This is a genomic window from Salinirubellus salinus, from assembly GCF_025231485.1.
Taxonomy (GTDB): domain Archaea; phylum Halobacteriota; class Halobacteria; order Halobacteriales; family Haloarculaceae; genus Salinirubellus; species Salinirubellus salinus.
The window spans coordinates 1,012,066-1,037,363 of sequence record NZ_CP104003.1 but is presented as its reverse complement, the minus strand read 5'-3'; the positions used below and the strand labels follow the sequence as shown (position 1 = coordinate 1,037,363).

Sequence of the window (25,298 nt, the reverse complement as noted above, 5' to 3'; positions counted from 1 at the left end):
TCCCAAACCTTATAATAGTTCGTCCGCCGCCCCACACTCTCACGCGTGTAGCTGTCGCTCGTGGGTCTCCACCACACCCCTGCCGGGCCGAGAGTGACGGCCGCCCGTCTCAGACCCGGTCGGTCCGACCGGGGTCGACGTCGATGGCGTCGACCGGGCAGACGTCGACGCACAGCATACAGTCGATGCACTGGGCCTCGTTCACCGGGTCGGCCTTGATCTCGCTCTCCGGGTGGCCCGGCGTGTCGGTCCACTCGAACACGTCGACCGGGCAGTCCTCGAGACACGCGCCGTCGGCGAGACAGATGTCGAAGTCCACGGCGACGTGGGTCCCGTGGATGCCGAGTTGCTCCGGTTCGTCGACCGGGCCCCAGACCTTGTGCCCCTCGTGCTCGTCGACGACTTCGCGGTTGTCCTCGAACTGCGGGTCGATTGCCATGGGAGGGTTTGACAACGGTCTCACTTATAGTTGCTGTCGCCCCCGTCCCGTCCCGGGGTCCCCTCCGCGTAGGCGACACTCTCGCGCTCGCGGACCTGGACGCCCTTGCCAGCGAGGTGGCGCGTCCGCTGGCGCGCGAAGTCCTCCTCCTCGGTACCGAGCGTCGCCAGCACGTACATCCTCGCCCGGCCGACCGGCCGCATCGTCCGGCCCGCACGCTGGGACCCCTGCCGGCGCGAGCCGCCCAGCCCCGAGGCGGCGATGGCCACCTCCGCGTTCGGGAGGTCGATCCCCTCGTCACCCACGCGCGAGACGATGAGGGCGTCCCGCGGCCCGCTCTTGAACTCGCGGAACAACTGCCGACGCCGGGCGTGTGGGGTCTCTCCCGAGACGAACGGGACGTTCAGGGCCTCGGCGAGTCGGTCGCCCTGCTCGATGTACTCGACGAATATCAGCGCCTTCGCCCCCGGATGCGAGCGGAGTATCTCCCGTATCTCGGCCTCCTTCGCCGGGTTCGCGGCGGCTACCTGCCGTCGCTCGTGGCGCTCCGCGCTCCCGTACTCGTTCTGGTGCATCTCGCTGGCCCACGGCAGCAGGCGAATCTCTATCTCCGGCTCCGCGACGTAGCCCGCGTCGAACAGCGCCTCCCAGTCGGTGCCGATGGGCGGGCCGACCAGCGTGAATATCTCGCGTTCGAGATCGTCCTCGCGCACGGGGGTCGCCGACAGCCCGAGGCGGTGCTTGGTCTGTAACTCCGCGCTCCGCCGGTGGATCGGACTCGGGATGTGGTGGACCTCGTCGTAGACGATGAGTCCCCACCGACGCTCGTCGAACAGCATCCGGTGGCGGTCCATCCCCGCCGTCTGGTAGGTGGCTATCGTCACCGGTCGGACCTGCTTCTCGCCGCCGTGGTAGAGGCCGATCTGCTCGTCGGTCAGCGACGTGTTCGCGAGCAACTGCTCGCGCCACTGCTCGGCGAGTTCGCGCCCCGGCACCAGCACGAGCGTCTCGCCGCCGACGGCTTCCATCACGCCCATCGCGGCGACCGTCTTCCCGCTCCCCGGCGGCCCCACGAGCACCCCGCTCCCAGTGTCGACGAACCGGCGGACCCAGTCCGTCTGGTACGGTCGCAACGAGAGCGAGAGGTCGACGTCCAGCGCGTCGCCCTCGTCGAGGTGTCGCTCGTCGCGGACCGGGTAGCCCGCCCGGTAGAGTGCGCGCTTCAACTCCGCCGTCTTCGACTCGGCCACCCACGCCTCCGTGTCCGAGATACGGGCGCGGAGGACGCCCGACTCCAGTTTCTGCTCGGCGACGTTCCCGAGCAGGTCCGGCGACTGTGCCTCGAGGACGACGTAGCCGTCCTCGTGCGTGTAGAGCCGGAACTTCCGGGCGCGTTCCCACTGGTTCTGGACCCACTCCTCCAGCGCCTCGGCGCGCTGCCCGAGCGCCTGCCGCATCGAGCGCTGCAGCGCCTCGAACGAGTCGTGTGGCGCCTGCCAGACGTCCGCCTCGCGAATCCGGTAGAGGTAGCCCGACTCGCGGTTGGTGTCGACGAGGTGGGCGAACCCGGACAGCTGCGCCCGGGTGAACTGTGAGGGCCGGTCGACGACCACCTCCCGGCGCTTGGGGAACACTACCACTCGCTCGCGGTCCTGCGTGTCCTTCCAGTCGGCCGGGAACCAGACGGTCGGGTCGGCCTCGACGTCCAGCGATTCGAGGTGCCCCTCCTTCGCCAGACCGATGAGCGCGTCGAACGCCTCGACCTGCGTACAGTCCAGTTCGCGGGCCACCTCGCTGGCCGTGACGAGCGGCCTGGCCTTCCCCTCCAGGAGGTCGTAGAACCGGTCGACGGGGATGTCGGGTGTCTCGTCTGTCTCCTCCGGCGTGGTCGCCCCCTCTGGGGTCCCGTCGGCTGCCGGTCCGGGGTCGTCCTCTGTCACTGTCCCTGCTACGGACCGGGTCGGCAAAAGGCGCTCGTGTGCGTGCCGAGGCTGGCCGTCACTCGTCCCCGGTCTCCCCCTCGGCCTCGGGCGCGTCCGCACGCCGGAAGGAGACCCGGAACACCGTCCCCTCGCCCTCGTCCCGCTCGCGGACCTCGATGTCCCCGTCGTAGGCCGTCACGAGCGTCTCGACGAGGTACAGCCCCACGCCGACGCCGCTGGCCTCGGCCACCAACTGGTCCGGGTCGTTCAGCGCCTCGGTCAGCGCCTCGGAGAGTCCCGGCCCCTCGTCGGTGACGGTGACGGTGGCGGTCTCGTCGGTCACCGCCGTGTCGACGACGACCGTCGGCTCGTCGGTCCGGGCGTGGGTGACGGCGTTCACGAGGAGGTTGCGGAACACCGACGCGAGCATCTCGTTGGCGAGCACGTCGACCGTGGGCACCTCCCCGCGGACGTCGACGGTGGCCTCGGGATGGACGTCCCGGACGCGACCTATCTCGCTCTGGAGCGCCGCGGCCAGCGGCGTGGGTTTCACGGAGAGTTCGCTGTCGGTCCCGACCACCGAGAGGGCTTCGCCGACCCCCTGGAGCAGTTCCATGACGTGCTCGCTCGCACGGACGACGTCCTCGAACCGTTCGGCCACCTCGGGGTCCACGTCCTCGCGCAACAGCGAGAGCCACCCGCTGATGATTGTCATGTCGTTGTGGATGTCGTGCCGGACGATGTGGTTGAGGAGCTCGAGGCGTTCGTTCTGGCGCTCCAGACGCCGCTCGGTCTCGACCCGGTCGGTCACGTCACGCGAGACGCAGACGGCCCCGCCCACGCGAAGCGGTGCGGGGCCCGCGTCCCGCGAGTCGGCGCCACTGATGGCGCTCGCCTGGATCTCTATCTCCCGGTCGCCCCGTGGGAGGCTGATGGTGAACTGCTCCCGGCGGCTCCCGGCCTCACCGTCGACGACCGCCCGCAGCATCGACTCGTACCGGTCCATCTGACCCTCGCTCGCTATCATCAGGTCGGGGTCGTCGACCTGCCTTCCGACGATGTCTTCGATGGACACCCCCATCCGCTCTCTGAGTCGCCGGTTGGCGTAGGTGATCCGCAGGTCTTCGTCGACGGTCCAGGCCGCGTCGTGCATCGACTCGACGATGCTCTCGACGCGCCGGAGGGCGCGTTCGCGCTCGACCCGATCACCGACGTCACGGGTGTTGGCGACGAGTCCGTCGACGGCGTCCGTCTCGGGGTTGCTGACGACGGACTCGACCCACCGCCACTCGCCGTCCGGACCGCGGAACCGGTAGGTCTCCGGCCCGGCGACGGTCCCCGGCGAGCCGACGAGCTTGACGACCGACTCGAGCCGGCCGAGGTCGTCCTCGTGGACGAAGTCCTGGACCCGTCGACCCACCAGTTCGTCCGACTCGTAACCCAGCACGGACACGCTCGAGCCACCGGTGTACTGCACGGTGCCGTCCGGGTCGACGACGCTGGTGACGTCCATGGAGTTCTCGACGAGCGCCCGGACCCACGCTTCGCGGTCCGCGCGTTCGGTCACGTCCCGGAGGTAGGTGACGACCCCATCCACGTCGGGGTCGTCGACGAGGTCCTTCGCCCACGTCTCGACCGTGATCCATCGGTCACCGGCGTGTCGCACTCGGAACTCGAGTCGCTCGGACACCCCACCGTCGGTCAGGAGTCGCTCGAGACGCTCACGGACGCTCTCCACGTCGTCGGGGTGGACGTACGACTCGAAGTGCGTGTCCGTGACGGTGTCGGCACGGTAGCCGAGCACCCGCTCTACACTGTCGCTCACGTCCTCGATGACACCGTCCGGTGAGAGCACGACCACGACCTCCTCGGACTCGGCGAGCAGTTTCGTGTAGCGTCGGCGGGTCCGCTCGGCCCGAGCCTCGCCCACGACCCGCCCGACACGTTCGCGCAACTGCACGTACGCGTTCTCGCCATCCTTCAGGACGTAGTCGGTGGCGCCTGCCCCCAGCGCCTCGCTGGCCAGCGACTCGCTCCCGTGACCGGTGAACAGCACGAACGGGACGTTCGGCCGGTACTGCCGCACCGCCTCCAGCAGGTCCATCCCCGACCACTCCGGCATCGCGTAGTCGGAGACGACGCACTCGACGTCCGGCTCACGGGCCCGCTCGACGGCCTCCTCGGGGTCGCTCGTCGTCACCGGGTCCAGCCCGACCTCGTCCAGGTGTTCCGCGAGCAGCAACAGCGTGTGCTCGTCGTCGTCGACGCAGAGGACGGTCCCGGACTGACCGCAGGACCCTACCATAGTACCTCACGATTGAGGCTCGTAAAGAAGGTTTCGGAAGTTTCAACAGAATGTAACGAATGCGTGAACTCAGTCCGACCGGAGTTCGCGCATGTGGTCGACGCGCCGCTGGAGCAGGTCGGCGGTGCCGATGTCGTGTCGGACCCGTAGCCCCTCCTCGCCGGCCTCGGCGAGCGCCGCCTCGGCGAGTTCCTCTGCCTCGCGGATGCTGTCGGCCACGCCCACGACGGCGAACGACCGCGAGGTGGTCGTGAAGATACCGTCCTCGCGGGCGTCGACGCTGGCGTAGAACAGGCGCGCGCCGACCGCTTCCGCACCGGCCTCGTCGATCTTCACCTCGGCGCCCGCGACGGGGTCGGTCGGGTACCCCTCGGGGACGGCGTACTTGCAGACGGTGGCCTGGGCGGCGAACGTGAGCTCCGGGAGCGGTTCGCCGTCACGGGCCGCCGAGAGCAGCGAGACGAAGTCCGACTCCAGCACCGGCAGCGTGTTCATCGCCTCCGGGTCGCCGAAGCGGGCGTTGAACTCCACCACCTTCGGTCCCTCGCTCGTGAGCATGAACTGCCCGTAGAGGATGCCCTTGTAGCCGTCCAGCGCCTCGACGGTGGCCTCGACGACCTCGACGGCGGCGTCGTACTCCTCGCCGCTCATGAACGGCAGCTCGAACCGGGCGTCGGAGTACGACCCCATCCCGCCCGTGTTCGGTCCCTCGTCACCCTCGTAGGCGCGCTTGTGGTCCTGCACGGCGGGGGAGACGCGGACCGATCCGTTCGCGACGAACGCCTGGACGGTGAACTCCTCACCAACGAGTCGCTCCTCGACGACCCACTCCTCGTGGCCGGACTCCCGGACGTACTCGATGGCTTCCTCGTGAGTGACCTGGTCGCCGGTGACGCGGACCCCCTTGCCGCCGGTCAGACCGCGTGGCTTGACCGCCACGTCGTGGTCGATGGACTCGATGTAGGCCGCGGCGTCGTCCGCCGACTCGAACGCCTCGAACCCGGGACAGCCGGGGATGTCCTCGGCCTCCATGAACTCCCGCTGGAACTGCTTGTCCGTCTCGATGCGGGCCTCCTCGGACTGCGGGCCGAAGGCGTAGACGCCGGCCTCGTCGAGGGCATCGGCGACACCGGCCTGCAGGGCGCTCTCCGGACCGATGACCGCGAGGCTGGCGTCGACGGACTCGGCGTACGCGACGATGGCCTCGGGGTCCGTCTCGTCGACGTTCTCGTACCCAGCGGCGAGTCTCCGGATACCGGGGTTCGTGTTCGACGCACACGCGTAGAGCGTGGCGTCGGCGCTGTCCGCGACGGCGTGCGCGATGGCGTGTTCACGGCCGCCACCGCCCACGAGGAGTACGGTCTCGCTCATGCACGAGAGAGCCGTCGGGTCGCACCTAACGGTTCCGTTCCGGCCGAGGGTTCAAACCGGAGGCCGCAGCAGGCCCGCCGTGCGCTGACCACCGACCGGGACGGTCCAGCGGGTGTGCGGTCACCCGTCCCGGTACCGCGTGGCTCCCTCCGGAGCCAACCGACCGCCTGTTCGCCCTACTCCCCCTCGACGGCGCTGTTGAGCACCTTCGCCGCGGTGAGTACGGGGTCCCACACCGGCGAGAACGGCGGTGCGTAGGCGAGGTCGTACCGCTCCAGTTCCGCCACCGTCGCCTCCTCGTGGAGCGCGGCGGCCACGGTGTCGATCCGCTTGCCCGCTCTGTCAGTCCCGGCGATGGACGCCCCCAGCAACCGCCCGGTCCGCCGGCAGGCCGTCATGTGGACCGTGATCGGTTCGGACCCCGGATAGTAGCCCGACCGTGACTTCGTGGTCACGGTCCGCGAGACGGGGTCGAAGCCGTACTCGCGCGCCTCGTCCTCGTCGGTGATACCGGTCCGTGCGACTTCCATCTCGACCACCATCGAGATGGCCGTCCGGGCGACGCCGCCGGCCAGCGTCGGGGTCCCGGCCACGGTCTGCCCGACGGCGCGGCCGTGCCGGTTCGCCGTCAGGGCCAGCGGCACGTAGTCGACTTCGCCAGTGACGACGTTGACGGCCTCCGCACAGTCGCCCGCGGCGTAGACGTCCGGCGCGGACGTCTCGCGGTACTCGTCCGTGGCGATGGCCCCCGTCGGCCCGAGGTCGATACCTGCCTCCTCGGCCAGGGCGGTCCGGGGCCTGACCCCCGTCCCGAGGACGACCATGTCCACCTCGGTCCGGCCGTCCTCGGCCACGACGGCCTCGGCGTCGCCGGCAGCGTCGCCCTCGATCCCCTCGACGGCCGACCCGAGGTGGAGCGTCACGCCGTGTTCCCGGAGATGCTCCTCGACGACCGTCGCCACGTCCTCGTCGTAGTGCGAGAGCACGTGGTCGGACCGCTGGAACAGGTGGACCGAGCAGCCACGCGTCCGTAGCACGTCGGCCATCTCGAGGCCGATGTACCCGCCGCCGACGACGGCGACGCGCTTCGGGTCCCGGTCCCGGATGAACTGGACCACCGCACCCTCACTCGACCCGACGAGGTCCTCGGTCACCTCCTCGGCCTCCAGCGCCTCGCGGATGCCCTCGGCGTCGTCGAGTGAACTCAGCGTGAACACGCAGTCGAGGTCGACCCCCTCGACCGGCGGTGTCGTCGGGGCTGCGCCCGTCGCCAGCAGCAGGTGGTCGTACCCCTGTTCGAACGTCCCGTCCTCGTTCCGGACCGTCACAGTCCGGGCCACGGTGTCGACGGCGACGACCTCGTGGAACCGCCGGAGGTCGATGTCCCGGTCCTCGATTATCTCCTCCGGCGTGAGCGAGATCAACTCGTCGAGGTCCGCGACGGTTCCCTCGACGTAGTACGGCATCCCGCAGGCGCCGTAGGAGACCCACTCCCCCTTCTCGAAGACGACGACCTCGAGGTCGGGGTGGTCACGCTTGGCCTTGCTCGCGGCGCTCATCCCGGCGGCGTCGCCCCCGACGACGACGAAGGTGTCGGTCATACCGGTCGGTCGTCGGGTGGGGATATCAATCGTCGCCGGGTGTGCACACCGCCACCGACGCGGCGGAAACCGGCCTCACTGGATGTAGCTCGGCTCCTCGGCGTCGCAGTTGGCCTCGTGTTGCTCGGCGTCCTCCTTCACGTCGAACAGGAGGCCACACTTCTCGCACTCGTACCAGCGGACCTCCTCGCGCTCGGTGACGGCGACCATGTGTGGTACACTGTGGCGTGACGACAAATGCGTTACTCCGACTCGACCGCCGACAGGACGCGCTCGACGTAGAACGTCTGTAGGTCCCGGGCTGGGAACGATTCGCGCGGTTCGTCGTAGAGCACGCGCCCCTCGTGGACCAGCGTCAGGCGGTCGACGTGGTCGGCGAACTGCTCGAGGTTGTGCGTCGAGACGACGACGCCGTGGCCCGCGTCGCGGTACTCGCCGAGGAACTCGACGAGTCGGCGCTTGGTCACGTCGTCCAGGTCGCCGAGCGGCTCGTCGAGCAGGAGGTACGCCGGCTCCTTGCAGAGCGCCAGCGCGAGGTCCAACTTCCGGCTGTACCCGCCCGACAGGTCGCCGGCGATGCGGCCGCTCACGACGTCGAGGCCCAACCGTTCCAGCACCGCGTCGCTCCAGTCCGGGTCGGCCCCGCTGAGCGCGCCGAACACCTCGAGGTTCTCCGCGACGGTCAGGTCCTCGTAGTGCGAGGGGCGCTGGAACGCCGTCCCGAGCGACACGTCGGGCACGCTGACCTCGCCGGCGCTCGGTTCGGTCAGGCCGAGCAGCATCCGCAACAGCGTGGTCTTGCCCGAGCCGTTCGGCCCGACGAGACAGTGGAACGTCCCCGGTTCCACGGTCAGGTCGACGCCGTCGACGGCCACCAGTCGGCCGTAGCGCTTGCGAACCGCACGGAGTTCGATGGGGGCCGGCGTGGCGTCGTCGACCACGGCTCAGGCCCTCCGTTCGTAGTACCGCACCGCGACGACCATCGGCACGAACGAGAGGAGACAGACGACGGCGAGCCCCGCGATCCACTCGACGAACGCCGCCGTGGGGACGGCCTCGAACGTCGTCCGACGGGCGAGGACGGCCGCGTAGTGGGTCGGCACCCGGCGGATGACCTCCCGACGGATGGGTGAGAAGAACCCCGCGGGGTAGACGAGTCCCGAGAACCCGAACACGAAGAACAGGACCAGCACGTTCGCCAGCCGCCCCGTCGTCGAGAACCGACTGGCGAAGGTGACCGACGTGGCCACGGCGCCGAGCGTGAGGAACGTCACGAGGTACGCGAACAGCGCGCCGGGAGCGAACACGTTCAGGTCGTAGCCGAGCCCGGCGGCCGCGGCCGCGAACACCAGTATCGGCACTGCCAGCAGGCCCGCGAAGAAGAGCAGTTTCCCCACCAGTACCGTCGAGAGCGACGTCTCCACGCGCAGGCGGTCGACCACGGCCTCCTCGCGGGCGAGGTTGTACGGCAGGTACGCGAGCGCCAGCGTCGAGACGAGCATCAGCAGGAACGTCGGCACGAGGTACGACGAGAGCTTGCGTTCCGCCCCCCTGACCTCGCGCTGGACGTGCACCCGTTTCTCGAGGTTCGCGTTCAGCGACCGACTCACGACGGTCACCAGCGCCCCGCTGGGTTCGCGATACGGGACGGTGTCGCCGTCGATGGTCACGGTCACGTTCACCCGTTCGACGTCCGGGTCGGCGATGCCGGGGGGGATGTCGACGACGGCGTAGACGGACTCGCGTTCGAGCGCCCGGAACGCGGCCTCGCGGGAGTCGTAGGCGCGCGGCTTCGAGAACAGGTCCAGCGACGCCTCGAGCACGGCCCGGTCGTCCTCGGTCACGTCGTCGCTCCCGACGACGGCGACGGGGGCGTCTCGCGGGAGCACGGACTGGAAGAAGACGGACGACCCGGCGAACGCACCGGGGAGGAGCACCAGGACGAACAGGAGCGCGACGATCCGGTGACGACTCCAGAGAAGTTCCTTCTTCAGGACCGTCCGGAGGCTCACGGGCGCACCTCCGCCCGCGTGTCGACGACGAGACGGCCGGACGGTTCGGGCTGGTAGCGGAAGAGCCCCCGTACCAGCACCCGGAGCATCCGGGGCGAGGACTCGTAACGCAACGTCACGCTCCGTCCCTCTGCCTCGGGGACGTCGACCGTCGCCAGTTCGTCGCGCAGCGTCTCGTTCCGAGACTCCACACGGTAGAACGTCACGCCCGCGTTCATGATGGTCCGGACCGACCGGGCGGACTCGGCGTCGGCCGTCGTGATGTCGATGGCGACGCTGACGTTGGGGGGGTCGGCGGATGGTGTCGCCGTGCCCGCCGCGGCCGTCGTGGAACGGTTCAGGACGTACTCGCTCGAGACGTACTCCACCGACTCGACGGCCCCACCCACGAACGGGTACTCTGGGACGCGGAACGGGCGGAACCGATAGGCGAACCGGACGTACCCCTCGCGCTCCTCGAACTCGCTCCGGAGGGGACCGGCGACACCGTCGGTCTCGGCCTCCCCCGTCGTGACCTCCAGTGCGTCCCGGACGGCCGTCTCGTTGCCGACGGCGAGGACGGTGTTCGCGGAGTCGTTCCCGAGACGGGCGACGGCGAGCCCGCCGCCCCGGTAGAGCGTCGTCCCGTTCAGGTCGCTCCGCTCGAGCGTGACGTTCGCGTCGGCCTCGACGGCCGCCGCGAGGTCCGCCGCGGTCCAGTTCCCGACGACGATGCGGGCCTCGTAGCCGGAGTCGTGTCGGCCGAAGTACGTCACCTCGCGGACGGCCGTCGTGTCGAGCGCCGACTCGCGGACGCCGAGGGCGAACGACTCGCGGAACGGCGGGCCGTCGTAGAACTGGACGAGCGACTGGAACCGCAGGGCGCGGTCGGTGGCGTGAGCGGCGTCAGCGTCGGAGCGGTAGGTGTCGGTGTCGACGTACCCGACGTAGTCCACCTCGCTCGGGACGCCGTCGAGCGGTTCGCGTGATTCGGTCGTCGTCTCGTCGTCGGGGAGCGAGAGGAGGGCCGCACCACCGACGGCGGCGAGGAGGAGCGCGATGGCGCCGACGACGAGGACGGGCGACCCGGCGTCTACGCTGGCTACGCCCCCGTCGGCACGAGGGCCCGCTCGTCCCTCGCTGCTCACACGGGACCAGCGAGGGCAGGGGGCGGGGTGCACACTCGGGCCGGACACGTGGCGGCGGTTTAGAGGTGTCGCCGTCCGGTGGTCGGAACCCCTCCACGCCGTCCCCACGCACTCCGGGAAAGCGTAATGCGGCGGGGCTCCCAACCGGGGGTATGGACGATTCACGCTCGGTGACCCTGACGGTCCGGGGGGCCGAGAAGCGCGACGCCGGCCGGGGGGTGGCCCGCCTCCCGGAAGGGGCACGCAAGGCCCTCGGGGTCCTCAGCGGCGACACCGTCGTCATCGAGGGGGACCGGGCGACGGTGGCGAAGGTGTGGCCGGGGAGCGGTCCCGAGGGAGAACTGCGAGTCGACGCCGACACCCGCGCGAACGCAGGGGTCACCATCGGGGACTCGGTGACGGTCCGGCAGGTGGCCGTGGCCGACGCCTCCGACGTCCGGGTCGAGGTACCCGCCACCCTGACCGACGACGACCTCCGGGAGATGGTGGCCGAGGACCTGCTGGACCGCCCGCTCCGAGCCGGCGAGACCGTCCGGCTGGAGCGACTCGGCGTCAGGGCGACGGTGACCGCCACGAGCCCCGACGGCACCGTCCGGGTGACCGACCGGACCGACGTGACGCTGGTGGGGAAGACCGACGACGGCAAACGCGTCCGGCCGTCGCGGACGGGGACCTCGCGCGTCGACACGCCCGAACCCGAGACCGGTGCCGGGGCCGAGTCGCCGAGCCAGTCCCCCGAGGAGCCCGGGCGCGCCACCGGCGCGTACGGCGTCACCTACGAGGACATCGGCGGGCTGGACGAGGAGCTCGAACTCGTCCGGGAGATGATCGAACTCCCGCTCTCCGAGCCGGAACTGTTCCAGCAGTTCGGCGTCGAGCCGCCGAAGGGCGTCCTCCTCCATGGCCCGCCGGGGACGGGCAAGACGCTCATCGCCCGCGCCGTCGCCAACGAGGTGGCGGCCCACTTCGTCGTCGTGAACGGCCCCGAGATCGTCTCGAAGTACAAGGGCGACAGCGAGGAACGCCTCCGCGAGAAGTTCGAGGAGGCCACCGAGAACCAGCCCGCCATCATCTTCATCGACGAGATAGACTCCATCGCCGGCTCTCGCGACGAGGACGCCGACATGGAGAACCGTCTCGTCGCGCAGTTGCTCACCCTCCTCGACGGGCTCGAGGAGCGTGGGCAGGTCATCGTCATCGGCGCGACGAATCGCGTCGACACGCTCGACCCCGCCCTGCGACGCGGCGGGCGCTTCGACCGCGAGATAGAGATCGGTGCGCCCTCCGCCGACGGGCGACGCGAGATCCTCGACGTCCACACCCGGGGGATGACGCTGGCCGAGGACGTCGACCTCGACGCCCTCACCGCCCGGACCCACGGCTTCGTCGGCGCCGACCTCCAGTCGCTCGCGAAGGAGGCCGGCATGAACGCCATCCGCGAGCGCGAGTACCGCGAGACGCGCGAGGTCACGGCCGCCGACTTCGAGGGGGCGCTCAAGAGCGTCGAGCCCTCCGCGATGCGTGAGTACGTCGCCGAGGCGCCCGAGGCGACCTTCGCCGACGTGGGGGGGCTGGACGAGGCCAAGCAGACGCTCACCGAGGCGGTGATGTGGCCGCTCCAGTACCACCGCCTGTTCGACGTGACGCGGACCGACCCGCCCTCGGGCGTCCTGCTCTACGGGCCTCCCGGGACGGGCAAGACCCTGCTCGCCCGTGCGCTCGCCGGTGAGAGCGAGGTGAACTTCATCCACGTCAACGGGCCGGAGGTGCTCGACCGCTACGTCGGCGAGAGCGAGAAGGCCGTCCGGAAGGTGTTCGACCGGGCACGTCAGGCCGCCCCGAGCATCGTCTTCCTCGACGAGATCGACGCCATCGCCGGGCGTCGCGGCGAGGGTCACGAGGTGACCGAGCGAGTCGTCTCGCAACTGCTCACCGAGATGGACGGGCTGGAGGACAACCCGAACGTGGTGGTGCTGGCGGCGACGAACCGGCGCGAGGTGCTGGACCCGGCGCTGTTGCGCCCCGGACGGCTGGAGTCACACGTCGAGGTGCCCCTCCCGGACGAGGCCGCTCGGCGCGCCATCCTCGAGGTCCACGGCGCGGGCAAGCCGTTCGCCGAGGACGTCTCCGTGGCGTCGCTGGCGGCCGAGACGGCGGGCTACTCGGGGGCCGAACTCGAGGCGCTCGTCCGCGAGGCGTCGATGCGCGCCATCCGCGAGTTCGCACGCGAGGTCGGCCCAGCCGAGGCCAACGAGCGTGCCGACGAGATCGTCGTCGGTGCCGACCACTTCGCGGCCGCTCGCGAGGCCGTGGAGCGGTCGAAGGTCGACTGACGCGGACGGCCAGCCCGCACGCCCGCTCAGGCCACCTCGTCGCCCGCTCGCGGGTCCAGCAGTCGGTGCGCGAGGTCCTGCAGGAAGTTCGCGGAGATGCCGGCGAACGCGACGGCCACCGTCACGCCGACGACGAGCGGCAGGTCCCGCGCGTTCACCGCGTCGAGGGTCACCGACGCCAGTCCCGGCAGCCCGAACACCGCCTCGATGACGAACGCCTCCAGCACGAGGACGGCGAACAGTTCCGAGAAGAACAACGAGAGGAGCGGGACCACGACGTTGCGTGCGACGTGCCGTGCGACACGGAGCGTCCCGCCACCCGTCGCCCGGACGAGTTTCACGAAGTCGCGCTCGAGGTACTCGAGCGACGTCGCTCTCGCGTACCGGAGCTGGCCGGCGAGCAGCGTCGTCGAGAGCAACAACGCCGGCCCGAGTACCGTGCGCATCGTCGACCCCTCGGTGAGCGTGTCGAACGGCGGGACCGCGACGACGTAGAAGTTCGCGAGGCCGAACAGTCCGTAGACGAGGACCGAGAGGGTCCGGTCGCCGAGCGACCCCGCGCCGAACGCGCCGTAGACGCCCAGCGCCAGCCCTCCGACCGTGGAGAACACCAGGGCGAGGGCAACGTACCGGCCGGTCACGGGGAGCGCGTCGGCGACGACAGCCGAGACGGGTCGCCCGCGACTGAACGACACCCCCCACTGGAGCGTCGCCGTGTTCTCGAGGTACGCGAGGTACCGGTCGACGACGGGTTCGTCACGGTCCCGCGCCTCTCGGTAGTCGGCCAGGGCCGCCGCGACGGCCGTGTCGTTCCCGCCGGTCTGCCGAGCGACCTCGTAGGCGACGGCTCCCTCGTTCGGGTCGGGCGTGAGGGCGACGAAGCCGAACGCCACGGAGACGACGAGATAGGCGGCGAACAGGGAGAGGGCGAGTCGGCGGCCGAGCCACGGGAGGCTCACCGACACGCGGACCACCCAGGCGCGGTTCCTCGAACCATCCGAATCGTCCACCACGAGGACGACCCCTCAGATACCGTTTACGCAAGTCGGTTTTTCACCGACCGGAGCCCTTTCTACTCACCTCCGTGACGCTGGGCCCATGTACCGCCCCGTCGCAGCGCGACCGCCTCGCCGCCGCCGGAGCCGATGAGCCGCGAGGAGGCGTCGCTCGAGACCGTCGACTGGGCCGAGGTGCGGGCCGACGGACCGCGCCTCCCCACCGGGTCGGCGCTGGTCCTGCCGTTCGTCGCACTCCTCACGCTGTTCGGCTACCACTACGCGTTCGTCCCGCCGGGGGAGAAACTGGTGAACGAGGCCATCTTCGGGTTCAGAGTCCGCCTCGACCCGACGGGGTTCGACTGGCTGGTCGCGCTGTCCGTCCTCGTGTTCGCCGTCGTCGTGGTCCTGCCGCTCGTGCGGACCCCCGCGCTGGCCCGGCGCGCGTGGCGTGACCTCCGTGGCGACCCGCTCGCGCTGGCCTCGTTCGCGTACCTCGTGGTGTTCGTGGTGGGCGGGGCGCTCGGACCGGCGCTCCTCGGGGACCCGACCATCGACCCGGCTGTCGAGTTCCAGCCCCCGGTCTACACGACGGTCGAGTCGACCACCGTCCTCGAGTGCGTCGGCCGGACGAGCGTCGACGGGTCGCTCTGTCACGGCTCGTGGCAGTACCCGCTCGGCACCGACAACCTCGGGCGGAGCATGCTCCACCGGCTCGTCCAGGGGTTACAGGTGAGCCTCCTGATGGCGCTCGTCGCCTCGATGCTGATGGTCCCCATCGCCGTCACGGTGGGGACGCTCGCGGGCTACCTCGGTGGGACCGTCGACGACCTGCTGATGCGCTACGTCGACATCCAGCAGACCGTGCCCGCCATCCTCGTCTACCTCGTCGCCGTCTACCTCCTGCGGCGGTCGCTGTTCCTCGTCGTCCTCGTGTTCGGTCTGCTGTCGTGGGGTGGCATCGCCCGCGTCGTCCGGAGCGAGGTGCGACAGCGCAAGCGCGAGTCGTACGTCCGGGCCGCACGGGCGGCCGGCGCGGGTCGGCTCCGCGTCGTCCGCGACCACCTCCTCCCGAACGTCTCGAACACGGTCCTCACCGCGGTCACGATACAGGTCCCGACGCTGTTGCTCGCGGAGGCGAGTCTGGGCTACCTTGGGCTTGGCGAGCGTTACTCGAAGTCGCTCGGGCAACTGGTCCGCCTCGGGACGACCGAGTTCGACTTCACACAGGTCCCGTGGGTGGCGACGGAGGCCGCGCTCGCGCTGGCGCTGACGGCCGTCGCGTTCAACCTCTTCGGCGACGCCCTGCGGGGGGCGCTCGACCCCCGCGACTCGTGAGCACAGGCCTTTCACCGGGGCCGTCGAAGAGCGGGCGTGACCGAGAACGACGTCGACGAGGCAACGACGGCGGAGCGAATCGCCCGCGTCGAAGAGATAATCCGCGCCGTCGAACGTGGTGAGATGACCGTCGGTGAGGGCAAGGAGGCACTCGCGGAAGCCCGCGAACTCATCGAGGAGATGCAGGCGGAGTTCGACGAGGAGGAGTGACCGGATACCCCTGGCATCCGCGCGAGCGAAGCGAACGGCGTTTTTGGATCCAAAGTTTTGCGCGAGCGGTGCGCCGGAGGCGCACCCGAGCGGGAAAGGTTGGTTCTACCAGAAGGACTTCGTCCGCGCGTACTGCCGCTCTTTCGTCAGGATATCGCGGTAGAACAGGTCCTCGTCCTCCCGGAGTTTGTTGATGATCTGTGCGGCGTTGTGCGGGCCGACGCCACGCGCGGCGAGTGCGAGCACCGCCTGCTTGCCGTGGCTCTGGACGAGCGACGCGGACCGGTAGGCACGCTCGGTCATCTTCTCCTGTTCCTCGTCCTTCTCGCTCGCCCGCACGGCTTGCACCACCTCGTCGGCCCACGGGTTGAGCGCCGCCACCTGCGTCGAGCCACACTTCGGACACTCCGGCTGTTCGGCCACCCGTTTCACCTGCTGGGTCCGGTCCCACTCCTTGCAGTGGAGACACGCGAGCAACACCCGGTCCTCGTGGAGTCGCTCGCGGACCGTGTCGATGACCGACTGGTCGGCGTTCTCCGGGCTGAGGAGTTCCTGCCCCGAGGAGCGCCCGTCGAGGCCGATGGCGGTCCGCTCGTTGCGCCGGACGAGTTCGAGGTCGCCCGACTGGATCCGACGGAGGACGTCGCTCCCCCGGTCGACGTCGAGGTCCTCGTGGAGCACCTCGCGCACCGCCTCGTCGTAGATGGGCGTGTCGCGCAGCGCCTCGAGCAGGCGGTTCTTCCCGAACCGGCGCGGGCCGGGCCTGTTCGTGTCCTTCAGCGCGCCGAACTTCGTGGCGACCTGCGCGAGTTTGAACTTCAGCGCGTCGGCGTTCTTCAGCGAGAGTTCGATGAGCCCCTCGACGTGTGCGGGGTCGGTCTCGCGGAGCAGGCGGACCACGTCGTTCCCGCTGGCCCCCCGCGGGAGTTCCAGTTCGATGCGGTAGGGGTCGACCTCCATCCCGACGCTGGCACCGGTCTGCTGGCCGAGGAGTGCAGAGAGCAGCCGGCCGAGCGTCTCGTTGGCCTTGTGCCCGAGACAGGCGTTCACGACGACCTCGCGGCCGTAGAACTCGACGAGGATGGTGTCGGCGTCGGGGACCGGCCCCTCGTGGCGCTCCAGTTGCGAGAGCGCAGAGGCCGCGGTGTGGCCGTCGGTCGGGTACTCGCTCGTGAGCCAGCGCGCCACCGTATCGACGCTCTCGCCGGTCCGGGGGTCGCCCGCGCTCTCCGCTCGCTCGTTCGGAGACGCTCCCTCCGGTCGGGTCCCCTCGCCCAGTCTGGCCATCGCGTCCCCGCGCAGTCGCCCCACGCCCTGTGCCACGTCGTACGGCACGGGAATCTCCTGGCCGACCCACGACGGCACCTCGCCGCCGGGGTCCTCGACGGGCGCGACGTTGACCTCCTCCTCCTCCTCGTCGACGTTGTTGATGCGCCACATCTCGCCGCCCTGGATGAACACCTCGCCGGGCATCGCGAAGTTGACGACGAACCGTTCGGCCAGCGTCCCGACGGTGCGCCCCGAGGCGACGTCCTTCACCTCGTAGTTCGCCTCGTCGGGTATCATCGAGAGGTTGCTGTAGAAGTACTGCCACGTCCCGCGGGACTTCTCGATGCGGTCGGCGTCCTCCTCCAGCCAGAGACATCGGTTGGAGGAGAGTTCCCGAACGACCTCGCGGAACTGCTGCTCGGTGACGTGGCGGAACGGGTATGCCCGCGTGACGATCTCGTAGGCCTCCATCGCGCTGAGTTCGCCCATCCCCATCAGCAACCCGCAGATCTGGTTCGCCACGGTGTCCAGACTCCCGAGGTGCATGTCCGCGGGTTCGACGTCGCCGGCCTCGGCCAGTGCGGCGATGACGCAGGCTTCGAACGTGTCGTCCGGACGCGTGGTGATGATGGTACCCGAGGAGGTCTCGTCGCGCCGGTGGCCCGCTCGGCCGACGCGCTGGAGCAGGCGAGCCACCTCGCGGGGCGACTGGTACTGGACGACGTGGTCGATACGCCCCACGTCGATGCCGAGCTCCATCGAGGAGGTGCACATCAGCGCCGAGAGTTCTCCCGACTTGAACCGGTCCTCGACGTCGATACGGGCCTCCTTCGAGAGGCTCCCGTGGTGGATGCCGATGTCCGTGCCGAGTTCCTTCAGTCGTGAACCGAGCCCCTCGGCGGTCTGGCGGGTGTTGACGAAGACGAGGACGGACTCGTGGGTCCGCACGAGTTCGTCGATCTTCCGGACGTGACTCGCCACCGTCGCGTCGGTCAGGAGCTGGCCGGCGGCGCGTTCGTCCTCGGCGGTGACTTCCGGTTCGACGACGCGCACGTCCACGTCGCTGCCCACGTCCACCTCGACGACCTCGCAGGGGCCGCCGGCGGTGAGGAACTTCCCCACCTCGCCGGGGTCACCGACCGTGGCCGAGAGCCCGATGCGCTGGAACGACCCCGCGTACTCGCGGAGGTGCTCGAGGCCGATAGCCAACTGCGCGCCCCGCTTTGCGGCGGCGAGTTCGTGGACCTCGTCGACGACGACGTGTTCCACGTCCGCCAGCGCGCGTCGTAACTTCTCGCCGGTGAACATCGCCTGCAGCGTCTCCGGCGTCGTCACGAGCACATCCGGCGGGTCGTTCGACTGCTTCTGGCGCTGGTAGTCCGTGGTGTCGCCGTGTCGCACGTCGACCTCGATGTCGAGCGTCTCGCCCCACCACTCCAGTCGCTCACGCATGTCGCGGTTCAGCGCCCGTAGCGGCGTGACGTAGAGCGCCTGGAAGCCGTGTGTCGGCTCGCGTTCGGATATCGCCGACAGCACGGGCAACATCGCCGTCTCCGTCTTCCCGGAGCCGGTGGGCGCGATGACCAGCGCGTCCTGTCCACGGGTCAGCGGGGGGAGCGCCCGTCGCTGTGGCTCGGTGGGCGTCGTGAACCCCCGTTCCGAGAGCGCATCGCGCACGGGCTGGGAGAGCCGCGAGAACGCGTCCATCCCGGCCGCGACGTCGCCGTCACTCATCACCCGGACGTGGGGTGCGAGACTCTTGAGGACACCGCTCCCGGCCGTCGCGACGCTCGACTGGGGAAGGGCTTTCAGCCCCGGCACCGTCGAGCGGGTGTGAACTACCAACGCGCCTACTGGCTCCTGTTCACCGGCTGTGGCGTCCTCCTCGCGCTGGGCGAGGTGCCCGCGCTCCTCGCGGGCCGGGTCAGCCTCGCCGGGGCGCTCTCCCTGCTGGTCGGCGGTATCGTCGCCGTCGGCGGTGCGTACGCGCTGGGAAGCGGCGAGGAACGCGGTGCGCCCGAGTCGTTCGACCTCCGATTCGGGATGGTCCTCGTCGCGTTCCTCTTGCTCGTGGGCACGACGCTCGTCGCGTTCCTCTAGACCCGGCGGTAGTCGCCGAGTCGCGTCCCGTCGAGCAGGTACGCCTCCCCGTCGGCCAGCCCATCGGGCAGGAACGGCGAGAGGAACGACTGGCCCTCGACGTTCACCCACGTCCCGCCGGAGAGGTCGTTGAACCCGGGACAGACGACGAGGTCCGGCGTCACCGTGGGGGGCTCGTCGTACCGGTCGGCGAACGCCTCGGGATCCAGGCGCCCCCGAAGCCACACCCGCTCCATCCGCGCGCCACCTACCTCGTCCTCCAGCCTGACGACCGGGTGTTCGTGGGCCACGCAGACCGTCTCGGCGTCGAGTACCTCGCGGGCGGGCCAGGTGTGGCCGTGGGCGAATCCGACCGACCCGATGCGGAGGCCGGGGCCGTCGACGACGCGGACCGGGTGGCGCTCGCTCACCGCCTCGACCACCGTCTCGATGTCGCCGTCGTGGTTCCCCTTCGTCACCGTCACGGGGACCCGCCGGGTCAGCGCGGTCAGGAGCTCCCGCAACTCGCGAGTCTCCTCCTCTCCCGGTGTCCCGATGGCGTTCGCGAGGTCACCGAGGAAGAGCACGCCGTCGGCGCCCGACGCCCGCAACAGCGAGCGCACCTGCTCGCGGCGGTCGGTCGCCCGCGAGCGTAACTCGACACCCTCGCGCCGCAGCGCCACCTCCAGGCCCGCGTGGAAGTCGGCGACGACGAGGAGGCGTTCGGCCCCGCAGTCCGCGATGGCCGCCGGTTCCCCCGGCAGGGGTTCGACGGGCACGTCAGATAGCCTTGAGCATCCCGTCGTCCGGCTCGTAGCACTCGCCGTTCATCAGCGCGTCCGAGATGGCCTCGTCGGCCGCCTCGGCGTCCGCGCCCGTCCGTTCGGACAGCGCCTCCACGACGGCGTCGCGTTCGGCGCCGTCGCCGCCGTCGAGTTCGCGGATGACGTCGACCACCACGTCGCCGGGGTCGGCGTCGCCAGCTGATTCCGCGACTGCTGTCTCGGTCTCCTCCGGCTCGGCCTCGGTCGGCTCCGGCTCCGGCTCGGGTTCCGGTTCTGGCTCGGCGTCGGTCTCCGGTTCGACCGACTCCTCGTCGGGATCGAACTCCGAGGCCGTCTCGAAGTCGGTCCCGAACTGCTCCTCGACCTCCTCGCGTTCCTCCTCGTCGAGGTCGAACTCGCCCGGCTCGAACTCCTCGAACTCGTCGTCGTCGACGGCCGCGTCGGCCTCGGCAGGCTCGGAGTCGGCTGCTGGCTCCGGTTCCGGCTCGGCGTCGGTCTCCGGTTCGGGCTCGACCGACCGTTCGACCTCTGGTTCGGGCTCCGGCTCGGGGTCCGGTTCCGCCGCGGCTTCTGATTCAGCTCCGGCTTCGACCACGGGCTCCGTGCTCGATCCGGTCTCGGTCTCCGGTTCCGGCTCCGAGACGGCCGACCCGCCGCCGGCGGTGTCGGCCGCGATGGGTTCGGTCGATGGCTCGGGTTCGGCTTCGGCCTCTGGTTCCGACTCCGGCTCGGGTGTCGGCGTGGCCTCCCCCTCCGGCAGGTCGACGGTCGCCAGCTCGGCCAGCACGGCGCGGTCGTCGTCGCCCTCCGTCGGTCGGAGATCGACTCGCTCGACCTCGTCGCGGTCGCCGGCGACGACCTCGGCGGCCTGCACGGCGCGGGTCCGAAGAGCCTGCAGGTACTCACTGGTCGGCGCGTACTCCTCGACGGCGATGGCGGTGCCGGCCGCGAGGCTCTCTGTGAGACCGGCATCCACCAGCGCCTCGCGGAGCGCTTCACCACGGAGGTTCGACAGCCGCGCGGCGGCCATCGACCCGACGCGGTCGACCGTCTGCTCGGCGGTCCGGACCACCCAGCGGTCGCGCGTCGCGGCGTCCACCTCGTTGACCGACTCGGGCCGGACCGAGGAGTAGATACGGTCGCCGTCGTCCGGTTCGAAGGTCCGTGCCTTCCCCGTCAGCGCGAGGAACGCAGGCGGGTCGGCGTTCTCGAGGAACGCCAGCGGGCCGGGCTGGTACTGCCCGGCGTAGGTGACGAGGGTGCCGGTCAGGTCGTTGATGCGGGCGCGCATCTGTCCGCCGCCGACCTCTGCCTTCTCGGTGAAGACGCCCACGCTGAACAGTCGGTTCAGACGACCACCGGTGGGCGAGATGACGTAGTTCGGGGCACGCTCCTCGTCGCTCTCCTTGAACGAGACGGTGGCGTCCTCGAACTCCGCAGCGAAGACGCGGTAGGCGACCTCGCGGTTGCCCGGGCCGCCGTCTGCACTCATGCGTCCACCTCCGTGAGGAAGGCCCGAGCCTGTTCGGTCGGGTCCTCCTCGAGTTCCTCGAACTCGGTGGCGTCGAGGTTCGCGCCGTAGTCGTCCACGGAGAGGTCACCGCGGACGCGGTACTCCTTGCCGACGAGGTTGTCGGCGATCCGCTCGGCCACGACCTCCGTGTCCATCGCGTCCTGGGCGTGTGCCTGCGCGTCCTCCACGTCGCCGCCGTAGACGCGCTCGGTGAGTTCGTCGTCGAGGACGACCGTCAGCGCGCTCGTCCCGTCGTCGAGGATGGCCTTCACCCGCAGGTCGTAGTAGCCGTCGACCTGCCCGTGTGAGCGACACTGCCCCTTCTGGATGATGCGGTTGCACTCCGGACAGCGCTGGATGAGGCCGGAGCCGTCGCGGACCCCGAGCAGTGACCCGGTGACCTCGACGTCGAACACGCCGCCGCTGTCGACCGCTTCGGAGACGGTCATCCGCGGGGCTTCCTCGGCCACCTCGACGGCCGTGTCGAGTGCCTCGACGCGCGAGTGCTCCGTGAGGGTGACCTGCGGCACGCCGCGGAACTCCTTGACGTGGGCGTTCTCGATGCGGATGGACGCTCCCTGCTCGATGCCGGCGTGGTCGGCCGGCTCCCAGTCGGTGAACGGGAGCCGCCCCGACCCGTCCGCGACGACGCCCGAGAGGATGGGCTTGGGTTCGTCGCCCCGACCCGACACCTGCCGGGTCTCCACCTCGACGACCTGCACCTCGACGTTGATGGCGCCGTCGCCGGTCTCCAGTTCGGCCAGCGTGCGGTCACCCCCGACGCGGTACGGGGTCTCGACCGTCTCGTCGCGGAAGCCGATGGTCGTCGATTCCCCGATGCTCAACTGTGGTTTACCCTGGAACTCCCTGACCGAGCAGTTCCCGGCGGTGATCGAGTCGCCCGGCGAGAGGTCGAACCCGTGCCAGTCGGTGAACTGTATCTTCCCGGTCTCGTCCCCGAGTTCGCCCTCGCGGATGACCTGCAGTTCGTCGTTGTAGTAGATGGAGCGTTCGCCGACGGTGAGGACACGGGCGTCGACGGTGACGTTCCCGGACGTCTCCGTCGTCACGTCGCCGATGTCCGTCCGCGTCGGTTCGCCGCCGCCACCGGAGTCACCGCCGTACTTCCGGCGGACGCTCTGGACGGCCTCGTCCAGCGGCACGCTGTACTGGACGAGGTTCTCCAGTGCCTGCTCGACCTCCTCTTTGTCTTGCCCGAGGTCGGAGGCGAGTTCCTCGGCGCGGTCTTCGAGACTCATCGTCCGCGGCTTGGGCGTGGCCGTTTAAAAGTGTGCCCGCCACGAGGTCGAACGGAGTGAGACCTCGAGAGAGCGAACGGGGAGCGCACGCGACCCGTGAGCTGCGTGAGCGACCACGGGAGCCCGCGGAGTTGCGAGCAGGGGCAGGCGTGGACCGCACGAGCGGAGTGAGTGACGAACGAACCCCCGCGGGAACGCTCAAGCCACCACGCCACCCACGCCGGACCGTGCCACCTCTCCACGACGACGCCGTCGGGCGGCTGCTCGAACGCTTCGGTCCGCCCGTCGACGACGTCGTCCACGACATGGAAGCCCGCGCTGCCCGCGAGTCGTTCCCCACCGTCGGCCCGGCGGTTGGTCGGACGCTCGCGCTCTGTGTCCGCCTCTCCGGTGCCCGCTCGATCCTCGAACTCGGCTCCGGGTTCGGCTACTCGGCGTACTGGATGGCTCGCGCGCTCCCCGAGGACGGGTTCGTGGTCCTCACCGACCGCGACACCGAGCGCCTCCGTGCGGCCCGCGAGTACTTCGAGCGCGGTGGCCTCACCGACCACGCCGTCTACGGCCACGGGGACGCCATCGAACTCGCCGCAGACCTCCCCGGGACGTTCGACCTCGTCGTCCTCGATCACGACACCGCCGACTACGGCCGTGGCTTCGAGGCGGTCCGCGAACTCGTCGCGCCGGGCGGGGCGCTCCTCGCCGACAACGTCGCCGTCTACGGGGACGTCCTGACCCCCGCCGGCCTCGTCGCGACGCTCGACGGCGAGCCGGCCCCGACCCCTCGTACGGAGGCCGTCGCGGGGTTCCTGCGACGGGTGGACGCCGACCCGGAGTTCGAGCCGTACCTCCTGCCGGTCGACGAGGGTCTCCTCGTCGCCCCACGGGTGCGCTGACCGCTCTGTCCTGCGCCGATTGCTCACTCCGTGGGTGGGCGCCGCTCGGCCTCGCGGCTCACTATCGCTCCCCGTTCCGTCGGTCCGAGGCTACGCTGCGGGCGGCCTCGCGTAACTCCGCCCGCGTGTTCACGTTCTCGAACGTCTCGAGCCACCCCCGCTCGGCCAGCGTCTCGTGGTCGACGACCACCCAGTCCAGTTCATCGAGCGGCGCGAGGATCTTCGAGTCGCCACGCTCGAGGGCACGGTCACACGCGTCGGCCATCGGCGCTGCCCGGTAGACGGCCTGCGTCGTCTGGTACCAGCCGTCGACCTCGGGGACGGCGGCGTCGTGGCCGGCCGCCCGGTCGAACAGGGACTCGACGAATGCCCGGTCGACGAACGGCATGTCGCAGGCCACGACGACGGCGTACTCGTCGGTCACCGCCCTGAGTCCGGTCCGGATGCCCGCCATCGGTCCCGCGTCGGGCTCCGGGTCGACGGCGAACCGGACCTCGTGGGGGTAGCGCTCCAGCGCCGTGGCGATACTCTCGCGTTGCTCGCCCCGACAGTTCACGACGAGTGTCGAGACGACCGGCGCGAGGCGGTCGGCGACCCGGCGCACCATCGGCTTCCCGGCGAGTTCGGCGACGGCCTTGTCGCCGCCGTCGAACCGCGTGGAGAAGCCACCAGCGAGTATCACGCCAGTCGGCATCGCCCGGACGTGCGGCCCCCGCGGGCAAACTACTTCCGGGCGAGCGCGACCAGTTCCTGTGCCGAGGACTCGAGTGGCGCGCGGTCGAACCCACCCTAGAACGACCACTCCGAGAAGCCCACCACCTCGAACAGGAGTTCGAACTGTCGTCTCGGGACGAGCGCGAGGGGTGTCTCCACCTCGGCTAGCGTCTCGCCGTCCTTTCTGACCCGCTTTCGGTAGCTCGCCACCAGCTCGACGGGGTCCTCGAGATCCGTCCGCGACTCGACCGTGTACGTCTCACCGTCCACCGTCACGTCGCTCCCGTCCCACTCGGCGTAGTGCTCGGCGGGGGTGTGGCTCGGTGACGAACGGCCAGTCGTCCACCGCCGTCCGCTCACTCGACGACGTCGACCACCTGCCCGAGATCCATCCGGCTGAGGGCGACCCGCGGCACGTCGGCCAGTTCGTGGACGCGCTCGGCGACGACACGTGCTCGCTCGGTCAGTACCTCGTCGTCACACATGTTCACCACGGGGATGGCGGTGGCACCGTCGGGGACGCGCTTCAGCCCACCGTCGGTGCTGGCGAGGACGCGGGCGACGTGTTCGGGGCGGAGCTCGTCGCCGACGTCGAGCCCGGCGATGGCGGCGACCCGCTCCGGTCGGTGGACGAACTCCTCGGTCAGCGGTTCGCCGACGACGCGAGCACTCGCGATGGGGAGCACGGTGTCCGTGGCGGCCGGGATCTGTGGTTCGTGGTCACCGGGCGCCTTGAACAGCCGGTTGCGTGCGCCGTCGGCCTTCACGAGCACGGCGTCGCAGTCGGTGGCGGCCGCGAGCCGGTCCACGGCCCCGGTCTCGTAGCCGGCGTAGCGCACCTCGTCGTGCCGCTCCGGCACGAGTCCGAGCGGCCAGTCGGCGTTCCCGTCGACGGCGCGGACCGGGTCGTCGGTCACCGCGACGCGTGCGACACGGTCGTCGAAGACGGGGATTCGGACGGTGGCGGTCACGACGGCCCGGTCGTGCCGCGCCGCGAGCGTGTAGCAGGTGGTCTTCTTCCCGCCCGCACCGACCGTGCAGACGAGGCCACGTGCGTCGAGGGCGTCGACGAGGTCCATGTCGGCGGTGCGAGGAGGAGCGGCAAGAACCCCACGGCGTCGGCGGCTCCACCC

Annotated in this window: 22 protein-coding genes; 5 read left to right on the top strand and 17 right to left on the bottom strand. The window is 70.3% G+C overall.

Features of this window, described 5'->3' with window-relative positions; genetic code table 11:
• Positions 1–109: 109 nt before the first annotated feature.
• The 9 genes from N0B31_RS05715 to N0B31_RS05675 all read right to left on the bottom strand — a co-directional run bounded on the left by N0B31_RS05715 (position 110) and on the right by N0B31_RS05675 (position 10,777).
• A complete protein-coding gene (locus N0B31_RS05715) occupies positions 110–439 on the bottom strand; it encodes a 4Fe-4S dicluster domain-containing protein (RefSeq protein WP_260594892.1) in 330 nt (109 codons plus the stop codon).
• 20 nt (positions 440–459) lie between these two features.
• Positions 460–2,379 carry a DEAD/DEAH box helicase gene (locus N0B31_RS05710; protein WP_380627170.1) on the bottom strand — a complete coding sequence of 640 codons (1,920 nt, stop codon included), beginning with the start codon at positions 2,377–2,379 and terminating at the stop codon, positions 460–462.
• 58 nt (positions 2,380–2,437) lie between these two features.
• Positions 2,438–4,666: a PAS domain S-box protein gene (locus tag N0B31_RS05705; RefSeq protein WP_260594891.1), complete on the bottom strand. Its 2,229-nt coding sequence runs from the start codon at positions 4,664–4,666 to the stop codon at positions 2,438–2,440.
• A gap of 69 nt (positions 4,667–4,735) precedes the next feature.
• Positions 4,736–6,037 (bottom strand): phosphoribosylamine--glycine ligase, encoded by a 1,302-nt coding sequence (purD, locus tag N0B31_RS05700; RefSeq protein WP_260594890.1) that lies wholly within the window; start codon positions 6,035–6,037, stop codon positions 4,736–4,738.
• Between the two features lie 176 nt (positions 6,038–6,213).
• Positions 6,214–7,638 (bottom strand): FAD-dependent oxidoreductase, encoded by a 1,425-nt coding sequence (locus tag N0B31_RS05695; RefSeq protein WP_260594889.1) that lies wholly within the window; start codon positions 7,636–7,638, stop codon positions 6,214–6,216.
• A gap of 75 nt (positions 7,639–7,713) precedes the next feature.
• Positions 7,714–7,848, bottom strand: a complete 135-nt coding sequence (locus N0B31_RS05690; protein WP_260594888.1) for a DUF7128 family protein — start codon at positions 7,846–7,848, stop codon at positions 7,714–7,716.
• Between the two features lie 32 nt (positions 7,849–7,880).
• Positions 7,881–8,579: an ABC transporter ATP-binding protein gene (locus N0B31_RS05685; RefSeq protein WP_260594887.1), complete on the bottom strand. Its 699-nt coding sequence runs from the start codon at positions 8,577–8,579 to the stop codon at positions 7,881–7,883.
• Positions 8,580–8,582: 3 nt separating this feature from the next.
• On the bottom strand, positions 8,583–9,650 hold the full coding sequence (locus N0B31_RS05680; protein ID WP_260594886.1) for an ABC transporter permease: 1,068 nt from the start codon (positions 9,648–9,650) through the stop codon (positions 8,583–8,585).
• Positions 9,647–10,777, bottom strand: coding sequence for a hypothetical protein (locus N0B31_RS05675; RefSeq protein WP_260594885.1), 1,131 nt, complete (start codon positions 10,775–10,777; stop codon positions 9,647–9,649). Before N0B31_RS05675 ends, N0B31_RS05680 begins: the two co-directional genes overlap by 4 nt.
• 152 nt (positions 10,778–10,929) lie before the next feature.
• Here N0B31_RS05675 and N0B31_RS05670 point away from each other — a divergent pair, with 152 nt between their 5' ends.
• Complete coding sequence (locus N0B31_RS05670; RefSeq protein WP_260594884.1) at positions 10,930–13,110, top strand: AAA family ATPase; 2,181 nt, start codon at positions 10,930–10,932, stop codon at positions 13,108–13,110.
• Between the two features lie 26 nt (positions 13,111–13,136).
• On the opposite strand, the gene N0B31_RS05665 is transcribed toward N0B31_RS05670, so the two are convergent.
• On the bottom strand, positions 13,137–14,075 hold the full coding sequence (locus tag N0B31_RS05665) for an ABC transporter permease (RefSeq protein ID WP_260594883.1): 939 nt from the start codon (positions 14,073–14,075) through the stop codon (positions 13,137–13,139).
• Positions 14,076–14,255: 180 nt separating this feature from the next.
• Here N0B31_RS05665 and N0B31_RS05660 point away from each other — a divergent pair, with 180 nt between their 5' ends.
• Positions 14,256–15,443, top strand: a complete 1,188-nt coding sequence (locus N0B31_RS05660; protein ID WP_260594882.1) for an ABC transporter permease — start codon at positions 14,256–14,258, stop codon at positions 15,441–15,443.
• 36 nt (positions 15,444–15,479) lie between these two features.
• Complete coding sequence (locus tag N0B31_RS05655) at positions 15,480–15,653, top strand: hypothetical protein (RefSeq protein ID WP_260594881.1); 174 nt, start codon at positions 15,480–15,482, stop codon at positions 15,651–15,653.
• 105 nt (positions 15,654–15,758) lie between these two features.
• Here the strand turns inward: N0B31_RS05655 and N0B31_RS05650 are convergent, their stop codons facing one another.
• Positions 15,759–18,656 (bottom strand): DEAD/DEAH box helicase, encoded by a 2,898-nt coding sequence (locus N0B31_RS05650; protein WP_260594880.1) that lies wholly within the window; start codon positions 18,654–18,656, stop codon positions 15,759–15,761.
• Positions 18,657–18,755: 99 nt separating this feature from the next.
• Between N0B31_RS05650 and N0B31_RS05645 the strand changes: the two genes are divergently transcribed.
• Complete coding sequence (locus tag N0B31_RS05645) at positions 18,756–19,022, top strand: hypothetical protein (RefSeq protein WP_260594879.1); 267 nt, start codon at positions 18,756–18,758, stop codon at positions 19,020–19,022.
• Here N0B31_RS05645 and N0B31_RS05640 read toward each other — a convergent pair.
• From N0B31_RS05640 to N0B31_RS05630, 3 genes are read right to left on the bottom strand one after another with little or no spacing between them, the layout of a single operon-like run.
• On the bottom strand, positions 19,019–19,780 hold the full coding sequence (locus N0B31_RS05640; RefSeq protein ID WP_260594878.1) for a metallophosphoesterase: 762 nt from the start codon (positions 19,778–19,780) through the stop codon (positions 19,019–19,021). The genes N0B31_RS05645 and N0B31_RS05640 overlap by 4 nt on opposite strands.
• Before the next feature lies 1 nt (position 19,781).
• Complete coding sequence (locus tag N0B31_RS05635; protein ID WP_260594877.1) at positions 19,782–21,278, bottom strand: RPA family protein; 1,497 nt, start codon at positions 21,276–21,278, stop codon at positions 19,782–19,784.
• A complete protein-coding gene (locus N0B31_RS05630) occupies positions 21,275–22,558 on the bottom strand; it encodes a Single-stranded DNA binding protein (protein WP_260594876.1) in 1,284 nt (427 codons plus the stop codon). The genes N0B31_RS05635 and N0B31_RS05630 overlap by 4 nt, the downstream gene beginning before the upstream one ends.
• Positions 22,559–22,785: 227 nt before the next feature.
• Here N0B31_RS05630 and N0B31_RS05625 point away from each other — a divergent pair, with 227 nt between their 5' ends.
• Positions 22,786–23,451, top strand: coding sequence for an O-methyltransferase (locus tag N0B31_RS05625; RefSeq protein ID WP_260594875.1), 666 nt, complete (start codon positions 22,786–22,788; stop codon positions 23,449–23,451).
• A gap of 61 nt (positions 23,452–23,512) precedes the next feature.
• On the opposite strand, the gene mobA is transcribed toward N0B31_RS05625, so the two are convergent.
• The 3 genes from mobA to yqeC all read right to left on the bottom strand — a co-directional run bounded on the left by mobA (position 23,513) and on the right by yqeC (position 25,244).
• Positions 23,513–24,145, bottom strand: coding sequence for a molybdenum cofactor guanylyltransferase (mobA, locus tag N0B31_RS05620; RefSeq protein ID WP_260594874.1), 633 nt, complete (start codon positions 24,143–24,145; stop codon positions 23,513–23,515).
• A 95-nt stretch (positions 24,146–24,240) separates the two neighbouring features.
• Entirely contained in the window at positions 24,241–24,525 is a 285-nt protein-coding gene (locus N0B31_RS05615) for a hypothetical protein (RefSeq protein ID WP_260594873.1), read from the bottom strand.
• On the bottom strand, positions 24,522–25,244 hold the full coding sequence (gene yqeC / locus N0B31_RS05610) for a selenium cofactor biosynthesis protein YqeC (RefSeq protein WP_260594872.1): 723 nt from the start codon (positions 25,242–25,244) through the stop codon (positions 24,522–24,524). Before yqeC ends, N0B31_RS05615 begins: the two co-directional genes overlap by 4 nt.
• Positions 25,245–25,298: the final 54 nt, after the last annotated feature.

Coding starts and splice junctions, on each gene's coding strand:
- N0B31_RS05660 (WP_260594882.1), top strand. CDS start 14,256: ATGAGCCGCGAGGAGGCGTCGCTCGAGACCGTCGACTGGGCCGAGGTG.
- N0B31_RS05690 (WP_260594888.1), bottom strand. CDS start 7,848: ATGGTCGCCGTCACCGAGCGCGAGGAGGTCCGCTGGTACGAGTGCGAG.
- yqeC (WP_260594872.1), bottom strand. CDS start 25,244: ATGGACCTCGTCGACGCCCTCGACGCACGTGGCCTCGTCTGCACGGTC.
- N0B31_RS05635 (WP_260594877.1), bottom strand. CDS start 21,278: ATGAGTGCAGACGGCGGCCCGGGCAACCGCGAGGTCGCCTACCGCGTC.
- N0B31_RS05705 (WP_260594891.1), bottom strand. CDS start 4,666: ATGGTAGGGTCCTGCGGTCAGTCCGGGACCGTCCTCTGCGTCGACGAC.
- N0B31_RS05715 (WP_260594892.1), bottom strand. CDS start 439: ATGGCAATCGACCCGCAGTTCGAGGACAACCGCGAAGTCGTCGACGAG.
- N0B31_RS05695 (WP_260594889.1), bottom strand. CDS start 7,638: ATGACCGACACCTTCGTCGTCGTCGGGGGCGACGCCGCCGGGATGAGC.
- mobA (WP_260594874.1), bottom strand. CDS start 24,145: ATGCCGACTGGCGTGATACTCGCTGGTGGCTTCTCCACGCGGTTCGAC.
- N0B31_RS05650 (WP_260594880.1), bottom strand. CDS start 18,656: ATGAGTGACGGCGACGTCGCGGCCGGGATGGACGCGTTCTCGCGGCTC.
- N0B31_RS05630 (WP_260594876.1), bottom strand. CDS start 22,558: ATGAGTCTCGAAGACCGCGCCGAGGAACTCGCCTCCGACCTCGGGCAA.
- purD (WP_260594890.1), bottom strand. CDS start 6,037: ATGAGCGAGACCGTACTCCTCGTGGGCGGTGGCGGCCGTGAACACGCC.
- N0B31_RS05670 (WP_260594884.1), top strand. CDS start 10,930: ATGGACGATTCACGCTCGGTGACCCTGACGGTCCGGGGGGCCGAGAAG.